Origin of the sequence: Micromonospora sp. C28ISP2-4, from assembly GCF_030519385.1 — a bacterium.
In the GTDB taxonomy this organism is placed as follows: Bacteria; Actinomycetota; Actinomycetes; order Mycobacteriales; family Micromonosporaceae; genus Micromonospora; species Micromonospora tulbaghiae.
The window spans coordinates 354,594-372,717 of the sequence record NZ_JAUMKG010000003.1 but is presented as its reverse complement, the minus strand read 5'-3'; the positions used below and the strand labels follow the sequence as shown (position 1 = coordinate 372,717).

16 protein-coding genes and 1 pseudogene are annotated in these 18,124 nt (G+C 73.0%); 13 read left to right on the top strand and 4 right to left on the bottom strand.

Going from position 1 to position 18,124, the window contains the following annotated elements; translation table 11 throughout:
- The first annotated feature begins 121 nt into the window (after nucleotides 1-121).
- Genes Q3W68_RS14975 through Q3W68_RS14965 form a run of 3 tightly spaced genes read left to right on the top strand, consistent with a single transcriptional unit; the run spans nucleotide 122 to nucleotide 2,217 of the window.
- Nucleotides 122-1,042 (top strand): proteasome assembly chaperone family protein, encoded by a 921-nt coding sequence (locus Q3W68_RS14975; RefSeq protein ID WP_302906004.1) that lies wholly within the window; start codon nucleotides 122-124, stop codon nucleotides 1,040-1,042.
- A 37-nt stretch (nucleotides 1,043-1,079) separates the two neighbouring features.
- The gene (locus Q3W68_RS14970; RefSeq protein WP_302906003.1) at nucleotides 1,080-1,877 is read left to right on the top strand and encodes an exodeoxyribonuclease III; all 798 of its coding nucleotides are present in this window, start codon (nucleotides 1,080-1,082) and stop codon (nucleotides 1,875-1,877) included.
- A 25-nt stretch (nucleotides 1,878-1,902) separates the two neighbouring features.
- The gene (locus Q3W68_RS14965) at nucleotides 1,903-2,217 is read left to right on the top strand and encodes an antibiotic biosynthesis monooxygenase (RefSeq protein ID WP_302906002.1); all 315 of its coding nucleotides are present in this window, start codon (nucleotides 1,903-1,905) and stop codon (nucleotides 2,215-2,217) included.
- Nucleotides 2,218-2,358: 141 nt separating this feature from the next.
- On the opposite strand, the pseudogene Q3W68_RS14960 reads toward Q3W68_RS14965, so the two are convergent.
- Both Q3W68_RS14960 and Q3W68_RS14955 read right to left on the bottom strand, forming a co-directional pair.
- Nucleotides 2,359-2,994: pseudogene (locus Q3W68_RS14960) on the bottom strand (class F sortase); the annotation flags it as partial.
- Nucleotides 2,995-3,239: 245 nt separating this feature from the next.
- Nucleotides 3,240-3,818 (bottom strand): hypothetical protein, encoded by a 579-nt coding sequence (locus Q3W68_RS14955; RefSeq protein ID WP_302906000.1) that lies wholly within the window; start codon nucleotides 3,816-3,818, stop codon nucleotides 3,240-3,242.
- Nucleotides 3,819-3,957: 139 nt separating this feature from the next.
- On the opposite strand from Q3W68_RS14955, the gene trmB reads away from it, so the two are divergent.
- The 3 genes from trmB (at nucleotide 3,958) to Q3W68_RS14940 (ending at nucleotide 7,931) form a co-directional block, all read left to right on the top strand.
- Entirely contained in the window at nucleotides 3,958-4,584 is a 627-nt protein-coding gene (gene trmB, locus Q3W68_RS14950; RefSeq protein WP_302906196.1) for a tRNA (guanosine(46)-N7)-methyltransferase TrmB, read from the top strand.
- 75 nt (nucleotides 4,585-4,659) lie between these two features.
- Entirely contained in the window at nucleotides 4,660-7,164 is a 2,505-nt protein-coding gene (locus Q3W68_RS14945) for an RNA helicase (protein WP_302905999.1), read from the top strand.
- 119 nt (nucleotides 7,165-7,283) lie between these two features.
- Complete coding sequence (locus Q3W68_RS14940) at nucleotides 7,284-7,931, top strand: hypothetical protein (protein WP_302905998.1); 648 nt, start codon at nucleotides 7,284-7,286, stop codon at nucleotides 7,929-7,931.
- Nucleotides 7,932-8,054: 123 nt separating this feature from the next.
- Here Q3W68_RS14940 and Q3W68_RS14935 read toward each other — a convergent pair whose 3' ends face one another.
- Nucleotides 8,055-8,705 (bottom strand): response regulator transcription factor, encoded by a 651-nt coding sequence (locus Q3W68_RS14935; RefSeq protein WP_302905997.1) that lies wholly within the window; start codon nucleotides 8,703-8,705, stop codon nucleotides 8,055-8,057.
- Between the two features lie 110 nt (nucleotides 8,706-8,815).
- On the opposite strand from Q3W68_RS14935, the gene Q3W68_RS14930 reads away from it, so the two are divergent.
- From Q3W68_RS14930 to Q3W68_RS14905, 6 genes are all read left to right on the top strand, one after another.
- Nucleotides 8,816-9,526 (top strand): sensor histidine kinase KdpD, encoded by a 711-nt coding sequence (locus Q3W68_RS14930; RefSeq protein WP_302905996.1) that lies wholly within the window; start codon nucleotides 8,816-8,818, stop codon nucleotides 9,524-9,526.
- 15 nt (nucleotides 9,527-9,541) lie between these two features.
- Entirely contained in the window at nucleotides 9,542-10,411 is an 870-nt protein-coding gene (locus Q3W68_RS14925; RefSeq protein WP_302905995.1) for a manganese catalase family protein, read from the top strand.
- 81 nt (nucleotides 10,412-10,492) lie between these two features.
- Nucleotides 10,493-10,684 carry a hypothetical protein gene (locus Q3W68_RS14920; RefSeq protein ID WP_302905994.1) on the top strand — a complete coding sequence of 64 codons (192 nt, stop codon included), beginning with the start codon at nucleotides 10,493-10,495 and terminating at the stop codon, nucleotides 10,682-10,684.
- A gap of 79 nt (nucleotides 10,685-10,763) precedes the next feature.
- Nucleotides 10,764-12,023: an Nramp family divalent metal transporter gene (locus tag Q3W68_RS14915; RefSeq protein WP_302905993.1), complete on the top strand. Its 1,260-nt coding sequence runs from the start codon at nucleotides 10,764-10,766 to the stop codon at nucleotides 12,021-12,023.
- Nucleotides 12,024-12,129: 106 nt separating this feature from the next.
- Nucleotides 12,130-13,062 (top strand): MerR family transcriptional regulator, encoded by a 933-nt coding sequence (locus Q3W68_RS14910; RefSeq protein WP_302905992.1) that lies wholly within the window; start codon nucleotides 12,130-12,132, stop codon nucleotides 13,060-13,062.
- A 4-nt stretch (nucleotides 13,063-13,066) separates the two neighbouring features.
- Nucleotides 13,067-13,426 (top strand): YciI family protein, encoded by a 360-nt coding sequence (locus Q3W68_RS14905; RefSeq protein WP_302905991.1) that lies wholly within the window; start codon nucleotides 13,067-13,069, stop codon nucleotides 13,424-13,426.
- 5 nt (nucleotides 13,427-13,431) lie between these two features.
- On the opposite strand, the gene Q3W68_RS14900 is transcribed toward Q3W68_RS14905, so the two are convergent.
- Nucleotides 13,432-13,905 carry a cytidine deaminase gene (locus Q3W68_RS14900; RefSeq protein ID WP_302905990.1) on the bottom strand — a complete coding sequence of 158 codons (474 nt, stop codon included), beginning with the start codon at nucleotides 13,903-13,905 and terminating at the stop codon, nucleotides 13,432-13,434.
- Between the two features lie 139 nt (nucleotides 13,906-14,044).
- Between Q3W68_RS14900 and hrpA the strand changes: the two genes are divergently transcribed.
- Nucleotides 14,045-18,040: an ATP-dependent RNA helicase HrpA gene (hrpA, locus tag Q3W68_RS14895; protein WP_302905989.1), complete on the top strand. Its 3,996-nt coding sequence runs from the start codon at nucleotides 14,045-14,047 to the stop codon at nucleotides 18,038-18,040.
- Nucleotides 18,041-18,124: the final 84 nt, after the last annotated feature.

The window sequence follows — 18,124 nt, the reverse complement described above, 5'->3', positions numbered from 1 at the left end:
CATCATCCGGGCATCGGATGTGGCCGTAACGGAATGGACCACCCGCCCCGGTACGTTGGCCGAACCGGGGAGGCCGCACGCTCGGCGCTCCCCCGTACGCGTCGACAGGGAGGACCCACCGGTGCTCGATCCACACGAGCTCTACGAACTCACCGACGAGCTGCCCGAGCTCGGCCAGCCGGTGCTGATCCAGGCGCTCACCGGCTTCGTCGACGCCGGCAACGCCACCCGGCTCGCCCGGGAACAGCTGCTCACCTCGCTCGACGCCCGGGTGATCGCCCGCTTCGACGTGGACCAGGTCTTCGACTACCGCTCCCGCCGCCCGGTGATGACGTTCGTCGAGGACCACTGGGAGTCCTACGACGCCCCGGCGCTGGAGCTGCACCTGCTGCGCGACGACGACGAGACCCCGTTCCTGCTGCTCACCGGCCCCGAGCCGGATCTGCAGTGGGAGCGTTTCGTGGCCGCCGTCGCCGGGCTCTGCGCCCGCCTCGACGTGCGGCTCACAGTCGGGCTCAACTCGATCCCGATGGCGGTGCCGCACACCCGGCCCAGCGGCGTCACCGCGCACGCCACCCGCAAGGAGCTGATCGCCGGGCACGAGCCCTGGTTGCAGAAGGTGCAGGTGCCGGCCGGCGTCGGCCACCTGCTGGAGTACCGCCTCGGCCAGCAGGGGCGTGACGCCCTCGGCTTCGCCGCACACGTGCCGCACTACGTGGCCCAGGCCGAGTACCCGGCCGCCGCCGAGGCGCTGCTGTCCGCCGTGTCCCGCAGCACCGGGCTGCTGCTGCCCGTCGAGACCCTGCGGACCGCCGCCGAGGCGGTCCGGGTGGAGATCGACCGCCAGGTCACCCAGACCGAGGAGGCGGCGACGCTGGTCCAGGCGCTGGAGGAGCAGTACGACGCGTTCGCCCGTGGCCGGGGCGAGAAGAGCCTGCTCGCCGGCGAGACCGGGCCGCTGCCCACCGCCGACGAACTCGGCGCCGAACTGGAACGCTTCCTCGCCGAGCAGACCCGCCCCGGCGACACCCCGGAGCGCTGACCGGGCGGGGCGGGCGGGGATGCGGCAGGCTGGGGACATGCGCCTGGCGACCTGGAACGTCAACTCGGTGAAGGCCCGCCTGCCCCGGCTGCTCGACTGGCTGGCCACCACGAAACCCGACGTGGTGTGCCTGCAGGAGACCAAGTGCCCCGACGGGGCGTTCCCGGTCGCCGAGGTGGGCGAGCTGGGCTACGAGGTGGCAAGCCACAGCGACGGGCGGTGGAACGGCGTCGCGGTGCTGTCCCGGGTCGGGCTGGCCGACGTGGCGGTCGGCTTCCCGGGCGAACCCGGTTTCCCCGAGCCCGAGGCCCGCGCCATCTCGGCCACCTGCGACGGGCTGCGGGTCTGGTCGGTGTACGTGCCGAACGGCCGCGCGCCGGACGACCCGCACTACGCGTACAAGCTGGCCTGGTTCGCCGCGCTGCGCGACGCCCTGGAGGCCGAGGTGGCCGGTCCCCTCCCGGTTGCGGTCTGCGGTGACTTCAACGTCGCGCCCACCGACGCCGACGTCTGGGATCCCGCGCTGTTCGCCACCTCCACCCACGTCACCCCCGCCGAGCGGGCCGCCCTGGCCGCGCTGCGCGACCTGGGACTGGAGGACGTGGTGCCGACGCCGATGAAGGGGCCGCACCCGTACACGTACTGGGACTACCGGGCCGGAATGTTCCACCAGAACAAGGGCATGCGGATCGACCTGGTGTACGCCAGCGCGTCGTTCGCCCGTGCGGTCCGCTCCGCGTACGTGGACCGGGAGGCCCGCAAGGGCAAGGGACCATCCGACCACGCCCCGATCGTGGTCGACGCGGACCTGGCACCGGCCGTCGAGACGTTCTGAGGGCGGCGCTGGTTAGGGTGGACGCATGGCTGTCGTGAAGATCAACGCGATCGACGTCCCGCCCGGCGCCGGCGAGGAGCTGGAGAAGCGGTTCGCGGCCCGGGCCGGCGCGGTGGAGAACTCCCCCGGTTTCCTCGGCTTCGAGCTGCTGCGCCCGGTCGCCGGGGACACCCGCTACTTCGTGTACACGCGCTGGGAGAGCGAGGAGGCGTACCAGGCGTGGGCGCAGGGCCCGTCCCGGGCCGCGCACGCCGAGGGCGGCGAACCCCGCAAGCCCGTCGCCACCGGCGCCACGCTGCTGGAGTTCGAGGTGGTCCAGCAGGTCCCCGCCAAGCCCTGACCCCGCCCTCTCGCCTCCCCCTCCCTCCCCTTCTCCGCTCCGTCGATCATGAAGTTGGCGGTGACGAAACGGGCAACCTGGGCCGCTAACCTCATGATCGACACGGTCAGGGCGGGGGACGTGCCGGGCGGGGCGGGGCGGTCAGCTCGCCAGGGATGCGAAGACGATCACGTTGTCCTGGTAGCCGGTACGGCCGCCGACCCACTCGCCGCCGCAGGTGATCAGGCGCAGCTCGGCCGGACCCGAGTCGCCGTAGACCCGGGCGGCCGGCAGGTTCGACTTGTCGAAGTACTCGACGCCGTCCACCTTGAAGGTCACCACGCTGCGGTCCGCGCGGGTCACCTGGATCCGGGCGCCGGGTTTGAGCGAGCGCAGCCGGTAGAACACGGCCGGGCCGCTCTTGGTGTCGACGTGGCCGACGATGATCGCCCGGCCGGGGTCGCCGGGCACCGCCCCTCTGTCGTACCAGCCGGTCTGGTCGTGCTCGGTCAGCGGCGGCACGTCCACCGAGCCGTCCTTGGCCTGCCCGACCGGGGTGACCGGCGCGTTGACCTTGATGGCCGGCACCGCCAGGCGTACCGGCCGGCTCGCCGGCTTCCGGACCGGGGCGGCAGCGCTCGCCGGGGCCGCCGCACCCGACCCGTTCGACCGGCTCGACTCGGTCGACGCGTCGGCGAAGTCGAACGGCCCGGCCGTGCGGCCGAGTCCGGCGCCGGTGGCGAACACGCCGACCAGCACCAGCACCACTGCCAGCGGCTTCGACCAGGAGCCCCGGCCCCGGTCCCCCCGGCCTGGCGACGCCGGTGGCGGCTCGACCGGCGGCGGCCCCGCGGGCCGGGGGCGCAGGGCCGGCGGATCGGCGGACGGCGGATACCACGGTCGCGACGCGGCGGGCGGCGCGACCCTGGACAGCCGGGCCCCGTCAGTGGGCGGTGCCGCGGGTGGGGGCAGCGCCAGGAACGGCCGGTCGGAGCGCCGTGCTCCGGCGGGCGGCGGAACGAAGTGCTCGGCCATGACCGGCCTCAGCGTCCGGCGGCGCCGCGGGCGTGCCGGCGGGACGCGGCCACGCCGAGCCCGGCGCCGACCACGGTCACCGCCAGCCCGACCGGCACCAGCAGGCCGCCCAGCCCGGGGCCGGCGGTGCCGCCGAATCCTGTCGCCGGGCCGCGGCTGGGCAGGTGGCTCGGCTGGCTCGGCTGCCGGGTGGGCCGGCCCTGCTTCACCACCTGGAGCATGGTGGAGGCGGTCTCCCCGCCCGGGCACTCCAGCTTGACCCGGTAGTTGCCGGGCCGGGTGCGCTCGTGCACCATCGGCGAAGCGGTGAGCAGGCCGCGCTGCGGCTGCACCTGGATCTTGCCGAACGCGTCCGAGGTGACAATCGCCGGAACCGAGTTGTTCCGGCAGCTCGCCCGGATGCCGACGAGGTAGCCGGGCGAGACGGTGCCCGGGGTGACCTCCACGAAGATCACGTCGGCCGGGGGCTGTTCCGGCACCGGTTCGGCGGCGCGCGGCGCGGCCTGGGCGGGCGTCGCGCCGGCCAGCGGGGCGGCGCACGCGGCGACCGCGACCAGCAGCGCCCTACGTACCCTGAACGACCCCATGACCCCTCCCGGCGTACGGGATGAATCCTCTCACCCCCGGCCGCACATCACATCCGATCCGGGCTAGGCTCGGATCGCTGTGACCCTCCCCGACATCGCCGCCGGCCGCATCCGTACCTTCCATCCGCGTCGCGGACGGATGAGCGAGCGGCAGCGCGACGCGCTCACCCGGCTCTGGCCCGCGTACGGCCTGGAGATCGCCGCCCTCGACGGGCCGTGCGATCCGACGGCGCTGTTCGGACGACCGGCGCCGCTGGTGCTGGAGATCGGCTCCGGCATGGGCGACGCCACCGCCGCCATGGCGGCGGCCGACCGGGACCGACACTATCTGGCGGTAGAGGTCCATACGCCGGGAATCGCCAACCTGCTCGACCTGGTCGAACGTCACGGTCTGGACAACGTGCGGGTGGCCGAGGGCGACGCGCTGGACCTGGTCCGGGCCATGCCGGAGGGCTGCCTGGACGCGGTGCACGTCTACTTCCCCGACCCGTGGCCGAAGACCCGCCACCACAAGCGGCGGATCATCGCGCCGGCGCACGTGGCGCTGCTGCGGTCCCGGCTGGCGCCCGGTGGCACGTTGCACTGCGCGACGGACTGGGCCGAGTACGCCGAGTCGATGCGCGAGACGCTCACCGCCGATCCGGAGCTGGTCGACGTGTACGGCGGCTACGCGCCGCGTCCGGCGCACCGGCCGGTGACGAAGTTCGAGCGCCGGGCGCTGACCGCCGGCCGGGAGGTCTTCGACCTGATCCACCGGCGGCGCTGAAGCCGGCGCCCGGAAGCCGGTGCGCTGAACCCGGTTGGCGCGGCGTGGTGTGATCCAGGCACGATGGGAGCCGCCATGACTCTCACCGCCGCGCTGCCGAAGACCGCCGATCCCGACACCCTCTACGACGCGTTCGCCTCCTGGGCGTCCGAGCGCGGCCTCGACCTCTATCCCCATCAGGAGGAGGCGGTCATCGAGATCGTCTCCGGCGCGAACGTGATCATGAATACGCCGACCGGCTCGGGCAAGAGCCTGGTGGCGATCGCGGCGCACTTCGCGGCGCTCGCAGACGACCGGACGACGTTCTACACCGCGCCGATCAAGGCACTGGTCTCGGAGAAGTTCTTCGCGCTCTGCGAGGTCTTCGGCGCCGAGAACGTCGGCATGCTCACCGGCGACGCCAGCGTCAACGCGGACGCCCCGATCATCTGCTGCACCGCGGAGATCCTTGCCAACCTGGCGCTGCGCGAGGGCCGCCGCGCCGACGTCGGCCAGGTGATCATGGACGAGTTCCACTTCTACGCCGAGCCGGACCGCGGCTGGGCGTGGCAGGTGCCGCTGATCGAGTTGCCGCAGGCCCAGTTCGTGCTGATGTCCGCCACGCTCGGCGACACCACGCGCTTCGTCGACGACCTGACCCGGCGTACCGGGCGGCCGACCGCCGTCGTCCGCTCGGCCGAGCGGCCGGTCCCGCTCCTCTTCTCGTACGCGACCACGCCGTTGCACGAGACGCTGGAGGAGCTGCTCCAGACCAAGCAGGCGCCGGTGTACGTCGTGCACTTCACCCAGGCCGCCGCGCTGGAACGCGCCCAGGCGCTGATGAGCGTGAACGTCTGCACCCGCGCCGAGAAGGACATGATCGCGAGTGCGATCGGCAACTTCCGGTTCACCTCAGGCTTCGGCAAGACGCTGTCCCGGCTGGTCCGGCACGGCATCGGCGTGCACCACGCCGGCATGCTCCCGAAGTACCGCCGCCTGGTCGAGACGCTCGCCCAGGCCGGCCTGCTCAAGGTCATCTGCGGTACGGACACGCTCGGCGTCGGCATCAACGTGCCGATCCGTACCGTGCTGTTCACCGGTCTCAGCAAGTACGACGGCACCCGTACCCGGCTGCTGAAGGCCCGTGAGTTCCACCAGATCGCCGGCCGGGCCGGGCGGGCCGGGTTCGACACGCTCGGCCGGGTCGTGGTGCAGGCCCCCGAGCACGTGATCGAGAACGAGAAGGCCCTCGCCAAGGCCGGTGACGACCCGAAGAAGCGCCGCAAGGTGGTGAAGAAGAAGCCGCCGGAGGGCTCGATCGGCTGGGGCGAGCCGACGTTCCAGCGCCTGGTCGAGGCCGAGCCGGAGCCGCTCACCTCCAGCTTCCAGGTCAGCCACTCGATGCTGCTGAACGTGATCGGCCGCCCCGGGGACGCGTTCGCCTCGATGCGGCACCTGCTCACCGACAACCACGAGGACCCGTCCGCGCAGCGCCGGCACATCCGCCGGGCCATCGCCATCTACCGCGCGCTGCGCGCCGGCGGCGTGGTCGAGGAACTGCCGGAGCCGGACGAGACCGGCCGGCGGGTGCGGCTCACCGTCGACCTCCAGCTCGACTTCGCGCTCAACCAGCCGCTGTCACCGCTGGCGCTGGCCACCGTCGAGCTGCTCGACCGGGAGTCCCCGTCGTACGCGCTCGACGTGCTCAGCGTGATCGAGTCGATCCTCGACGACCCGCGCCAGGTGCTGTCCGCGCAGCAGTTCAAGGCCCGCGGCGAGGCGGTCGCCGCGATGAAGGCCGAGGGCATCGAGTACGAGGCCCGCCTCGAACTGCTCGACGACGTGACCTGGCCCAAGCCCCTCGCGGAGCTGCTGGACTCCGCGTACGAGATGTACCGGCAGGGCCACCCGTGGGTCGCCGACCACCAGCTCTCCCCCAAGTCCGTGGTCCGGGACATGTACGAGCGGGCCATGACGTTCCCGGAGTACGTCCAGTTCTACGGGCTGTCCCGGTCCGAGGGGCTGGTCCTGCGCTACCTCGCCGACGCGTACAAGACGCTGCGGCAGACAGTCCCCGAGGACGCCAAGACCGAGGAACTGGTCGACCTCATCGAGTGGCTGGGCGAACTGGTCCGCCAGGTCGACTCCAGCCTGATCGACGAGTGGGAGCGGCTGCGCAACCCGTCGGACGTGGCCGAGGTGGCCGCCTCGCTGGACGACCGGCCGCCCGCTGTCACCCGCAACGCGCGGGCGTTCCGGGTGCTGGTGCGCAACGCGATGTTCCGCCGCGTCGAGCTGGCCGCGTTGCGCCGCTGGGACCTGCTCGGCGAGCTGGACGCCGGCGACGGCTGGAACGCCGACGCGTGGGCCGACGCGCTGGAGCCGTACTTCGAGGCGTACGACTCCATCGGGGTGGGACCGGACGCGCGGGGCCCGGCGCTGCTGATGATCGAGCAGGGCCGGGACAGGTGGACCGTACGGCAGATCCTGGACGACCCGGACGGCGACCACGACTGGGGCATCAGCGCCGAGATCGACCTCGCCGCCTCCGACGAGACAGGCGCGGCGGTGGTCCGGATCACCGACGTCGGCCAGCTCTAGGACTACGCGAAAAAGGGCCGCCCGGGATGTCCGGGCGGCCCTTTTCGTACCCTGGGCGATGTCAGGCCCGTCGATTAGAATGTATGTACTAATCGAGCTGCTGACCTGGGAGGATGCTCGTGACTGCGCCCACCTCCGCGACCCCTGTCACCCCCTACGCCACCCTCCTCGGATTCACCCGGTACGTCGACCGCACCGGCCCCACCAAGGCCACCTTCGTCGGCGGGCTGCGCCGGCAGCGGGCCAGCCGGCACGGCTTCAACCCGCACGGCCAGTTCGTCAAGGCGCTCAAGGCCGACGTCGCGTTCCACACCGGCGGCACCCACCTGGCGCAGGTCGCCGACCTGGTCAAACCGCGCTGGCGCCCGCTCTACGAGTCGCTCGTGCCGGGCGCGACCCGCTGGCTGCACTCGCTCGGCGAGCCGGCCGGCGTCGACCTGGCCCAGACCCGCGACGCGCTGGCCATGCTGGGTGACCTGCCCGTGAAGATCAACCCGCAGTTCGGTGTGCGCTTCGCCGACGGCCGGGCCGAGGCGATCCGGCTGCACTTCGACGAGGCGCCACCGAGCGAGGAGGCCACGCTCGCCACGCTGCACCTGATGGCCCGGCACATGGACGCGGTGCTGCCGCACGCCGAGCCGGTCCTGGTCGACGTGCGGCGCGGCGAGGCACACCGGATGCCCGCCGACGTCAAGCCCGAGCAGATCGAGCAGTGGCTGGCCGGTGAGGCGGCCGCGTTCCGGGCCATCTGGTCCACCGCCGCCTGACCGGCCGCCGCGACCCCCTCCGGCGCACCGAGGCACCGCCCGACCGAACGGCCGTCCCGCTCCCCCGGGGCGGCCGTTCGCCGTCCCGGGCCCGCGCCGGAGGCGACCCGGCCGGTCGACGCCTCACCGGTCCGAGTGCTCGTCCAGCAGCCCGGCCCGCCCGGCCAGCGCGGCGGCCTCCACCCGGTTGGTCACCCGCAGCTTGCGCAGCAGGGAGGCGGTCATCCGCTTCACCGTCCGTTCGGAGGTGTGCATCCGCTCGGCGATCGTCACAGTGCCCTCGCCGGCCGCGATCGCCCGCAGGAGCCGGCGTTCCTCGTCGTCGAGGTTGAGCCCGGGTGCCCTGGTGGGCCCGACCAGCCGCCGCAGCAGCGCGCCCGGCATCACCGCCCAGCCGTCCAGCACGGCGAGCAGTGGAGGCAGCAGGTCCTCCGGCTCGCTGGTCTTGGGCAGGTAGCCCTCGGCACCACAGCGCAGCGCCTCCACCGCCGGCGCCGGATCGTTCGAGCCGGACATGGCCAGGACGCGCACCCGCGGGCTGGTACGGCGGATGGCGGCGATGGCCCGGAGCCCGCCGGGGGGTGGCATGTGCAGGTCCACGAGAGCGAGATCAGGTACGCACCGGGCGACGAGGGCGGCGGCGCCGGCCGCGTCGGTGGTCGAGCCGACGACCCGGGCCCGGCCGTCGGTGGTGGCGGACAGCAGCAGTTCCAGCCCGCGTACGAACAGCGCGTGGTCGTCCACCACCACGAGCCGGACGGCGCCGTCTCTCATGTCTGCTTTCCCCCTTCCGGCTCAGGTTAGTGGCATATGTGAGTAGCCGTCGGGAACAACCGGGCATGACCCTTGACTCCTTAACCCCACCCGGCCGTCGCAATCGTGAATTGGCCGATCGGGACGAGTCCTTGTCGGTCCGGGTGCTCTGCCACGAGCTGCGCACCCCCGTACAGGCGCTGGCGGCCCTCACCCGGGCCCTCGCCGAGCAGGCGGCGCTCACCCCACCGGACCGCCGGGCCATCGCCGCGCTGGCCCACGAGCACGCCGTACACCTGGGTGCCCTGCTGGACGACCTCGGCGGACCCGGCACCCGCGACGAGCCGGAACCACCCCGCCGCGTCCCCCTGTCCGCCGTGGTGCGCGCGGTGACGGCCGGCGCCGGTTCCCGGCTGTGCGCGCGGCTCGACCCGGCGGCCGCCGGACTGCCCGTGCCCGAGCAGCACGTCCGGCAGATCCTCACGAACCTGGTCGACAACGCGCGGCGCCACGGCCCGGCCGACGGCGAGATCGTCGTCCGAGCCGCGACGCGCTGTCACACGCTGACGCTGTCGGTCCTCGACCGGGGCAGCCCCTGTCCCGCGCTGCGCGCGGCGCTGGCCCGGCCCGTCCCGTCGGCCACCGGGCACGGCCTCGGGCTGTGGATCGTGCGGCGGCTCGTCGACACGTACGGCGGAACCGTTCGCGCCCGCCGCCCTCGGTGCGGCGGGCTGGCGGTGGACGTCCGGCTGCCGGTCCCGGTGTGGCCTGTCCCGTCCGGGACACGAGTCGGCCCCGGCGGGCCGTCGCAGCGGGCACCCGAGAGAGGACAGCATCGGTGAACCGGAGGAGACGACATGTTCACACACATGAAGGACCTGCAGTTCGAGGCGAAGCCGGACGGACCGGACGCTGCGTTCGCCCGCCGCCTCCAGGAAGTGCTCGGCGGCAAGTGGGGTGAGATGACGGTCGCCAACCAGTACCTGTTCCAGGGCTGGAACTGCCGGCTGCCCGGCAAGTACAAGGACCTGCTGCTCGACGTCGGCACCGAGGAGATGGGTCACGTCGAGATGATCGCGACGATGATCACCCGGCTGCTGGAGAACGCACCGCTGTCGCTGGAGGAGGCCGCCGAGGAGAACCCGATGGTCGGCGCGATCTACGGCGGATCCAACCCGGCGCACTTCATCCACGGTGGCGGCGGGGCCCTGGCGGTCGACAGCGCCGGCGTGCCGTGGAACGGCAACTTCATCACCGCCAGCGGCAACCTGATGGCCGACTTCCACCTGAACGTCACCGCCGAGGCGCAGGGCCGGCTCCAGGTGGCCCGCCTGTTCAACATGACCGACGACCCGGGCGTCAAGCAGATGCTGCGCTTCCTGCTGGCCCGCGACACCATGCACCAGAACATGTGGATGGCGGCCATCGAGCAGCTCAAGGAGGACGGCCTGGAGGAGATGCCGGTGCCGGACGCCTTCCCCGACTCGCCCGAGTTCACCGAGGAGTTCAGCTACACGTACCTGGACTTCTCCCCCGGCCAGGACGCCGCCGAGGGCCGGTGGGCGTCCGGTCCGACGCCGGACGGCAAGGGCCAGTTCCGCTACGACAACAGCCCGCGCGCGCACGCGCCCGAGCCGGTGCTCGCCCCGGGCGACCCGCGCCTGTACGGCACCAACCCGGGGATGGTCGGCAAGGTCGCCAACAAGGTCAAGAGCAAGCTCACCTGACCTCGCCCGCGCCGGGCCGCCCTCGCGGCGGCCCGGCGCGAGGACCGCCGTTCTCCGCACCGCACCCACCCGGGAGTCGTCATGTCCACGTCCAACCGCACCAGGACTGCCGTCCTCGCCCTGCTCACGCTCGTATCCGTGGGCGCCGGCCTGGCCCTGCCCGCGATCCTGGCGCTGGCCGCCCTCACCGCGCTGGTCCCGTTCGCGGACGCGCTCGAACGCGACCCGGCCCCGGCCACCCACCAGGCGACCGCCCGGCACGAACCCGCCTGACCCCGCCCCTGCGCGCCACCCCCTGCCGCCCCCCGCCGTCCGTCGCCTGAATCCCGTCGTCCGTCGTCGAGGAGCACCAGTGGTAACCAACGACTCGCCCGTCCTGCCCCCGCTGCGGACCGTCACCGCCCCCCGACCGGTCCGTGGGCGCCTCATCCTGCTCGGGCCCGCGTTCGTGGCGGCGGTCGCCTACGTCGACCCCGGCAACTTCGCCACCAACTCCACCGCCGGCGCCCGGTACGGATACCTGCTGGTCTGGGTGGTGGTCGCGGCGAACCTGGCCGCCATGCTGGTGCAGACGCTCACCGCCAAGCTCGGCCTGGCCACCGGGCGCAGCCTGCCCGAGCTGTGCCGGGAGCACCTGCCCCGGCCGCTCAACCGGGTCATGTGGGCGCAGGCCGAACTGGTCGCCATGGCCACCGACCTGGCCGAGGTGATCGGCGGGGCGGTCGCGCTGTACCTGCTGTTCGGGGTTCCGCTGCTGCCCGGCGGCCTGATCATCGGCGCCGCCTCGTTCGCCATCCTGGCACTGCGGGCCCGGGGTTTCCGGACGTTCGAGATCGCCATCGCGGTGCTGCTCGGCGTGATCATGCTGGCGTTCGCGGTCAACGTGGTCAGCGCGCAACCGGACGTGTCCGACGCGGCGGCCGGACTGCTGCCCCGGATGCAGGGCACCGACAGCATGCTGCTCGCCGCCGGCATCCTGGGCGCGACGGTGATGCCGCACGTCATCTACGTGCACTCGGCGCTGACCCCGAACCGCCTGCCGGCCGAGGGCGAGGCGCAGCGGCGTGTGGTCGCCAAGGGCCTGCGCATCGACGTGCTGATCGCGCTGGGCGTCGCCGGGGCGGTCAACCTGGCCATGCTGCTCGTGGCCGCGAGCAGCTTCCACGGCACCTCGATCCCCGGCACCGACACCCTCGAAGGCGTGCACGCCGGGCTCGCCACCACGCTCGGCGCGGCGGCGGCGGTCGGCTTCGCGGTCGCCCTGCTCCTGTCCGGACTCGCCTCCACGAGCGTCGGCACGTACGCCGGCGAGATCATCATGCAGGGCTTCCTGCGCCGCCGGATCCCGCTGCTGGTCCGCCGGATGATCACGCTGCTGCCCGCGCTGGTGGTGCTCGCGATCGGCGTCGACCCGACCCGCGCGCTGGTGCTGTCCCAGGTGGTGCTGAGCTTCGGCATCCCGTTCGCGCTGATCCCGGTGGTGATGTTCACGCGCCGCCGGGACCTGATGGGCAGCCTGGTCAACCGCCGGGCCACCACCGCCGCCGCGGTGGCGATCACCGCGTTCGTGGTGGCGCTCAACGCGTTCCTGCTCTGGCAACTGGTCGCCTGAACACAGCCGCGCCCGTCCAGCCCTGGTGCGGCTGGACGGGCGCGGCGGGGGCGGGCGCTGTCGATGGGGTTGCGCCTCCACCGGGGGGAGGCGCGATGGTGGCCGTATGGACGGTACGGAGCGCTACTCGATCGGTGACCTGGCCCGGCGGACCGGGCTGCCGGTGAAGACCATCCGCTTCTGGTCCGACCGCGGCATCGTGCCGCCCACCGACCGGGGACCAGCCGGCCACCGCCGCTACGACGCGGCCGCGGTGGCCCGGCTCGACCTGGTACGGACGTTGCGCGAGCTGGGCGTCGACCTGCCCACTGTGCGCCGGGTGGTGACCCGGGAGGTCACCCTGGCCGAGGTCGCCTCGGCGCACGCGGAGGCGCTGACCGCGCAGATCCGGCTGCTGCGGTCGCACCGCGCGGTGCTCACAGTGATCGCCCGGCGCGGGGCCGGCCCGTCCGAGGCCGACCTGCTGCACCGGCTGGCGGGTCTGGCCGCGCGGGAGCGGCGGCGGCTGGTCGACGAACTCCTCGACACGGCGTTCGGCGGCCTGACCGACCCGGGGTTCGCGGGCATCCGCCGGTCGCTGACGCCGGAGCTGCCGGACGATCCGGACGACGCCCAGATCGAGGCGTGGGTGGAGCTGGCCGAGCTGGCTCTCGACCCGGAATTCCGGGCCGGGCTGCGCCGGCTGGCCGAGCAGCACGCGGCGGACCGGGCCGGCGCCGATGGCGTACGCCGGGACGTGGTCGCCGTGGTCCGGGAGGAGGTGGCCCCGGCGCTGGCCGCCGGTGTCGAGCCCGCCTCGCCCCGGGCCGATGGCGTCCTGGCCCGGGCCGCGGGCCGGTACGCGCGGCTCTGCGGCCGGCCGGACGACGCCGACCTGCGCCGGCGGATGCTGGACCGGTTGCGGGCCGCGCGCGACCCTCACCGGGAGCGGTACCTCAGGCTGCTCTCCGTGGTCAACGGCTGGCCACCGCCCGAGAGCCTGACGCCGGTGCTGGACTGGTCGATCCGGGCACTGCGCGCCCGGCAGCCCCTAGCCTGAGGACATGCGATTCGACAGGCACACGGTGGTGCTCCTGGTCCGCCCGGACGACGCGCCCGAGCTGCCGCAGGACGCACTCGACCGGATCCAGGACGCCCACCTGGCGCACCAGGCCGGGCTGGTGGAGCAGGGCGCGGTCCTCGCGGCCGGGCCGTTCCTCGACGGCGACGACGGGCGCGTACGCGGCTTCGTGGTGCTTTCGGTGGACCCGCAGATGGCCCGTGAGCTGTACGCGAACGACCCGGCGGTCCGCGCCGGCCTGCTGGTCGCGCAGGTGAGCAGCTGGATGGTGCCGGAGGGGCAGGTCCGCTTCGAGCAGGTACCGGTCCCCCGCTCGATGCTGGAGGCGGCGGCCGGCGACTGAGGCGGTCAGTCCTCCGGGGCCTGCCGGCTGCCCGGCACCACGGGCGTCGGCCACACCCCGGCGCGCGCGGCCACCGGCACCTCGACCTGCTGGTCGGACCAGACGTACGTCTCGGGCAGCAGGTCGGCGATCGGGACGGCGCGCAGACCGTCGGGCGGGCCGACGATCACCTTGATCGACGGGAAGTAGTCGAGCAGCACCTGGCGGCAGCGCCCGCACGGGGGCAGGACGCCCCGGCCCCGGTCCCCCACCGCGACGATGGCCTCCAGCTCACCGGCGCCCTGGGTCGCGGCGGCGCCGAGTGCCACCACCTCGGCGCACGGGCCGCCGGTGAAGTGGTAGACGTTCACGCCGCTGAACACCCGGCCGTCGGTGCTGCGTACGGCGGCGGCGACGGTGTGGTTGTCGCTGCGGCAGCGCAGCTTCGCGACGGCGGTGGCGGCCTGCACGAGCGCCCGGTCGGTGTCCCGCATGATCATCCCCGCCCCTCGTCGGCCTCTCCGTCGGCCTCGTCGGCGGCAACCTTATCCGGCGGGGACGGCCCGGACAGGGAGGGCACGCCCGGCACCGGTAACCCGGGGGCGGTCCGGCGCGCGGCTGCCTATCCTTGGCGACGACATGCAGAATCCAGCCGTACCCGCCGCCCCTGAGACCGCCCGCGACCTGCACCGCCGCCTCGGCCCCCTGATGTTCCGCGACCAGCGGCGGCTCCAGCGGCGGCTCGACGGCGTGCGCAAGCTGCGCGACCCGCAGCGGCGGGAGGCGGCGCTGGCCGAGATCGCGGCCGAGGTGGCCCGGGCCGAGGCGCGGCTGGCGGCGCGCCGCGCGGCCGTGCCGGCGATCACCTATCCGCCGCAGCTGCCGGTGAGCGAGCGCAAGGACGACATCGCCGCCGCGATCCGCGACCACCAGGTGGTGATCGTGGCCGGTGAGACCGGCTCCGGGAAGACCACCCAGCTCCCAAAGATCTGCCTGGAGCTGGGGCGCGGCGTCACCGGCCTGATCGGGCACACCCAGCCCCGCCGGCTGGCGGCCCGCACGGTCGCCGACCGGATCGCCGACGAACTCGGCACCGAGCTGGGCGACGTGGTCGGCTACAAGGTCCGCTTCACCGACCAGGTGGGCGACAACAGCCTGGTCAAGCTGATGACCGACGGCATCCTGCTGGCCGAGTTGCAGACCGACCGGATGCTGCGGCAGTACGACACGCTGATCATCGACGAGGCGCACGAGCGCAGCCTCAACATCGACTTCATCCTCGGGTACGTCAGGCAGCTCCTGCCCCGCCGGCCCGACCTCAAGGTGGTCATCACCTCGGCCACCATCGAGACCGACCGGTTCGCGAAGCACTTCGCCGACGCCGAGGGCAACCCGGCGCCCGTGGTCGAGGTGTCCGGGCGCACGTACCCGGTGGAGGTCCGCTACCGGCCGCTGGTCGAGGTCACCGAGACCGAGGAGGAGGACGAGGCCGACGAGGAGAACGTCCGGGACCAGATCCAGGCCATCGGCGACGCGGTCGAGGAGCTGGCCGCGGAGGGGCCGGGCGACATCCTGGTGTTCCTCAGCGGTGAGCGGGAGATCCGGGACACCGCAGACGCGCTGGGCAAGCTGGTGCAGTCCAAGCGGTCGCTGCTCGGCACCGAGATCCTGCCGCTGTACGCCCGGCTCTCCACCGCCGAGCAGCACCGGGTCTTCGCCGCGCACAGCAACCGGCGGGTGGTGCTGGCCACGAACGTCGCGGAGACCTCGCTGACGGTGCCCGGCATCAAGTACGTGGTGGACCCGGGCACCGCCCGGATCTCCCGCTACTCCAGCCGGCTCAAGGTGCAGCGGCTGCCGATCGAGCCGGTCTCGCAGGCCAGCGCCAACCAGCGCAAGGGCCGCTGCGGGCGTACCTCGGACGGCATCTGCATCCGCCTCTACGACGAGCAGGACTTCGACTCCCGTCCCGAGTTCACCGACCCGGAGATCCTGCGGACCAACCTGGCCTCGGTCATCCTCCAGATGACATCGATCGGGCTCGGCGACGTCGCGGCGTTCCCGTTCATCGACCCGCCGGACCGGCGCAACGTCACCGACGGCGTGAACCTGCTGCACGAGCTGGGTGCGCTCGACCCGGCCGAGACCGACCCGGCGAAGCGGCTCACCGCGCTGGGCCGGCGGCTGGCCCAGCTCCCGGTCGACCCCCGGCTGGCCCGGATGGTCCTCGAAGGCGAACGCAACGGCTGCGCCACCGAGGTGGTCGTGATCGCCGCCGCGCTGTCCATCCAGGATCCCCGCGAGCGCCCGGCCGACAAGCAGGCCCAGGCCGACCAGGCGCACGCCCGGTTCGCCGACAAGGAGTCCGACTTCGTCGCGTACCTGAACCTGTGGCGCTACCTGCGGGAGAAGCAGCGCGAGCTGTCGTCCAGCGCGTTCCGCCGGATGTGCAAGGCCGAATACCTCAACTACCTCCGGGTACGCGAGTGGCAGGACATCGTCAGCCAGTTGCGCCAGGTGCTGCGTACCTCCGACAAGGGTGAGGGCCGGCGCGGCGCCGGCGCGGACCTGCCGGAGGAGATCGACACCCCGAAGGTGCACCAGTCGCTGCTGCCCGGCCTGCTGTCGCACCTCGGCCTCAAGGACGCGCAGAAGCACGAGTACCTCGGCGCGCGGGGCGCGAAGTTCGCGATCTTCCCCGGGTCGGCGCTGTTCAAGAAGCCGCCGCGCTGGGTGATGGCCGCCGAACTGGTGGAGACGTCCCGGCTGTGGGGTCGCGTCGCCGGCCGGGTCGAGCCGGAGTGGGTCGAGCCGCTGGCCCAGCACCTGGTCAAGCGCAGTTACAGCGAGCCGCACTGGGAGAAGAAGCAGGCCGCGGTGATGGCCTACGAGAAGGTCACGCTGTACGGCATCCCGCTCGTCACCTCCCGCAAGGTGAACTTCGGGCGGATCGACCCGGTCCTGAGCCGGGAGCTGTTCATCAGGCACGCCCTGGTCGAGGGCGACTGGCAGACCCACCACCAGTTCTGGCGGGACAACCAGAAGCTGCTGACCGAGATCGAGGAGCTGGAGAACCGGGCCCGGCGCCGCGACATCCTGGTCGACGACGAGACCATCTTCGCCTTCTACGACCAGCGCATCCCCGCCGACGTGGTCTCGGGCCGGCACTTCGACTCCTGGTGGAAGAAGACCCGCCGGGAGCGGCCCGACCTGCTCACGTTCACCCGTGAGCTGCTCGTCAACGACGGCCGGGGCGGGGTGGACGAGGAGGACTTCCCCGACGAGTGGCGGGCCGACGGCGTGACGCTGCCGCTGACGTACACGTTCGACCCGACCGCACCCACCGACGGCGTGACTGTGGACATCCCGCTGCCGCTGCTCAACCAGGTGCCGGCGGAGAGCTTCGACTGGCAGGTGCCGGGGCTGCGCGAGGAGCTGGTGATCGCGCTGATCCGGTCGCTGCCCAAGCCGGTACGGCGCAACTTCGTGCCGGTGCCCGACTACGCGCGCGCCGCGCTGGCCGCGATCACGCCGGGCGAGGAGCCGCTGCTCGCCGCGCTGACCCGGCAGTTGCGCCGGATGACCGGCGTGACAGTCCCGGCGGACGCGTGGGACCTCAGCAGGCTGCCGCCGCACCTGCGGGTCACGTTCCGGGTACTCGGCGACGACGACAAGCCGGTCGCCGAGGGCAAGGACCTGCCGGCGCTGCAACGCGAGCTGCGCCAGGAGGTACGCCAGGTGGTGGCCGCCGCCGCGCCGAACGTCGCCCGTACCGGGCTGACCGAGTGGTCGATCGGCGCGCTGCCGCGCACCATCGAGCAGGTACGCGCGGGCTTCGCGGTGACCGCGTACCCGGCGCTGGTGGACGAGGGCGCGACGGTCGGGGTGAAGGTGTTCGACTCCGCCGCCGAGCAGGAGGCCGCGCACTGGGCGGGCACCCGGCGGCTGCTTCGGCTCACGCTGCCGTCACCGGCGAAGTTCCTCCAGGGCCGGTTGAGCAACGAGGCGAAACTGGCGCTGTCCCGCAACCCGCACGGCAGCGTGCCGGAACTGATCGAGGACGCGGCCGGGGCGGCGATCGACAAGCTCATCGGCGACGCGGGCGGTCCCGCCTGGGACGCCGAGGGCTTCGCCGCGCTGCGCGACAAGGTCCGCGCCGACCTGGTGGACACGGTCGTCGAGGTGATGGAGCGGGTGCGCCGGGTGCTCGCGGCCGGGTACGCGGTGGAGCAGCGGCTCGGCGCCACCCGCAACCTCGCTGTGGTGGCCGCGCTGGCCGACATCCGCAACCAGCTCACCGGCCTGGTGCACAAGGGTTTCGTCACCGAGACGGGGTACGCGCGGCTGCCCGACCTGCTGCGCTACCTGACCGCGATCGAGCGGCGGCTGGACCGGTTGCCGGGCAACCCGCAGCGGGACAAACAGCAGCAGGACCGGGTCGCGGTGGTGCAGAAGGAGTACCAGGACATGCTGGCCGCGCTACCCCCGCCGAGGCGCCAGGAGGCGGCCGTCCGCCAGATCCGCTGGATGATCGAGGAGCTGCGGGTGAACGTCTTCGCCCAGGCCCTGGGTACCCCCTACCCGGTCTCGGAGCAGCGCATCTACCGAGCCATGGACGACGCCGAGTCCCGCTGACCCCCCGCACCCCCGCCCCGCCCTGCCCCCACCCCGTCGATCTTGCACTTGGTGCCCCCGCCCAGTGGCATTCGCACCTTCCGC

Coding starts and splice junctions, on each gene's coding strand:
- Q3W68_RS14970 (WP_302906003.1), top strand. CDS start 1,080: ATGCGCCTGGCGACCTGGAACGTCAACTCGGTGAAGGCCCGCCTGCCC.
- Q3W68_RS14965 (WP_302906002.1), top strand. CDS start 1,903: ATGGCTGTCGTGAAGATCAACGCGATCGACGTCCCGCCCGGCGCCGGC.
- Q3W68_RS14955 (WP_302906000.1), bottom strand. CDS start 3,818: ATGGGGTCGTTCAGGGTACGTAGGGCGCTGCTGGTCGCGGTCGCCGCG.
- trmB (WP_302906196.1), top strand. CDS start 3,958: ATGAGCGAGCGGCAGCGCGACGCGCTCACCCGGCTCTGGCCCGCGTAC.
- Q3W68_RS14945 (WP_302905999.1), top strand. CDS start 4,660: ATGACTCTCACCGCCGCGCTGCCGAAGACCGCCGATCCCGACACCCTC.
- Q3W68_RS14935 (WP_302905997.1), bottom strand. CDS start 8,705: ATGAGAGACGGCGCCGTCCGGCTCGTGGTGGTGGACGACCACGCGCTG.
- Q3W68_RS14925 (WP_302905995.1), top strand. CDS start 9,542: ATGTTCACACACATGAAGGACCTGCAGTTCGAGGCGAAGCCGGACGGA.
- Q3W68_RS14920 (WP_302905994.1), top strand. CDS start 10,493: ATGTCCACGTCCAACCGCACCAGGACTGCCGTCCTCGCCCTGCTCACG.
- Q3W68_RS14910 (WP_302905992.1), top strand. CDS start 12,130: ATGGACGGTACGGAGCGCTACTCGATCGGTGACCTGGCCCGGCGGACC.
- Q3W68_RS14905 (WP_302905991.1), top strand. CDS start 13,067: ATGCGATTCGACAGGCACACGGTGGTGCTCCTGGTCCGCCCGGACGAC.
- Q3W68_RS14900 (WP_302905990.1), bottom strand. CDS start 13,905: ATGATCATGCGGGACACCGACCGGGCGCTCGTGCAGGCCGCCACCGCC.
- hrpA (WP_302905989.1), top strand. CDS start 14,045: ATGCAGAATCCAGCCGTACCCGCCGCCCCTGAGACCGCCCGCGACCTG.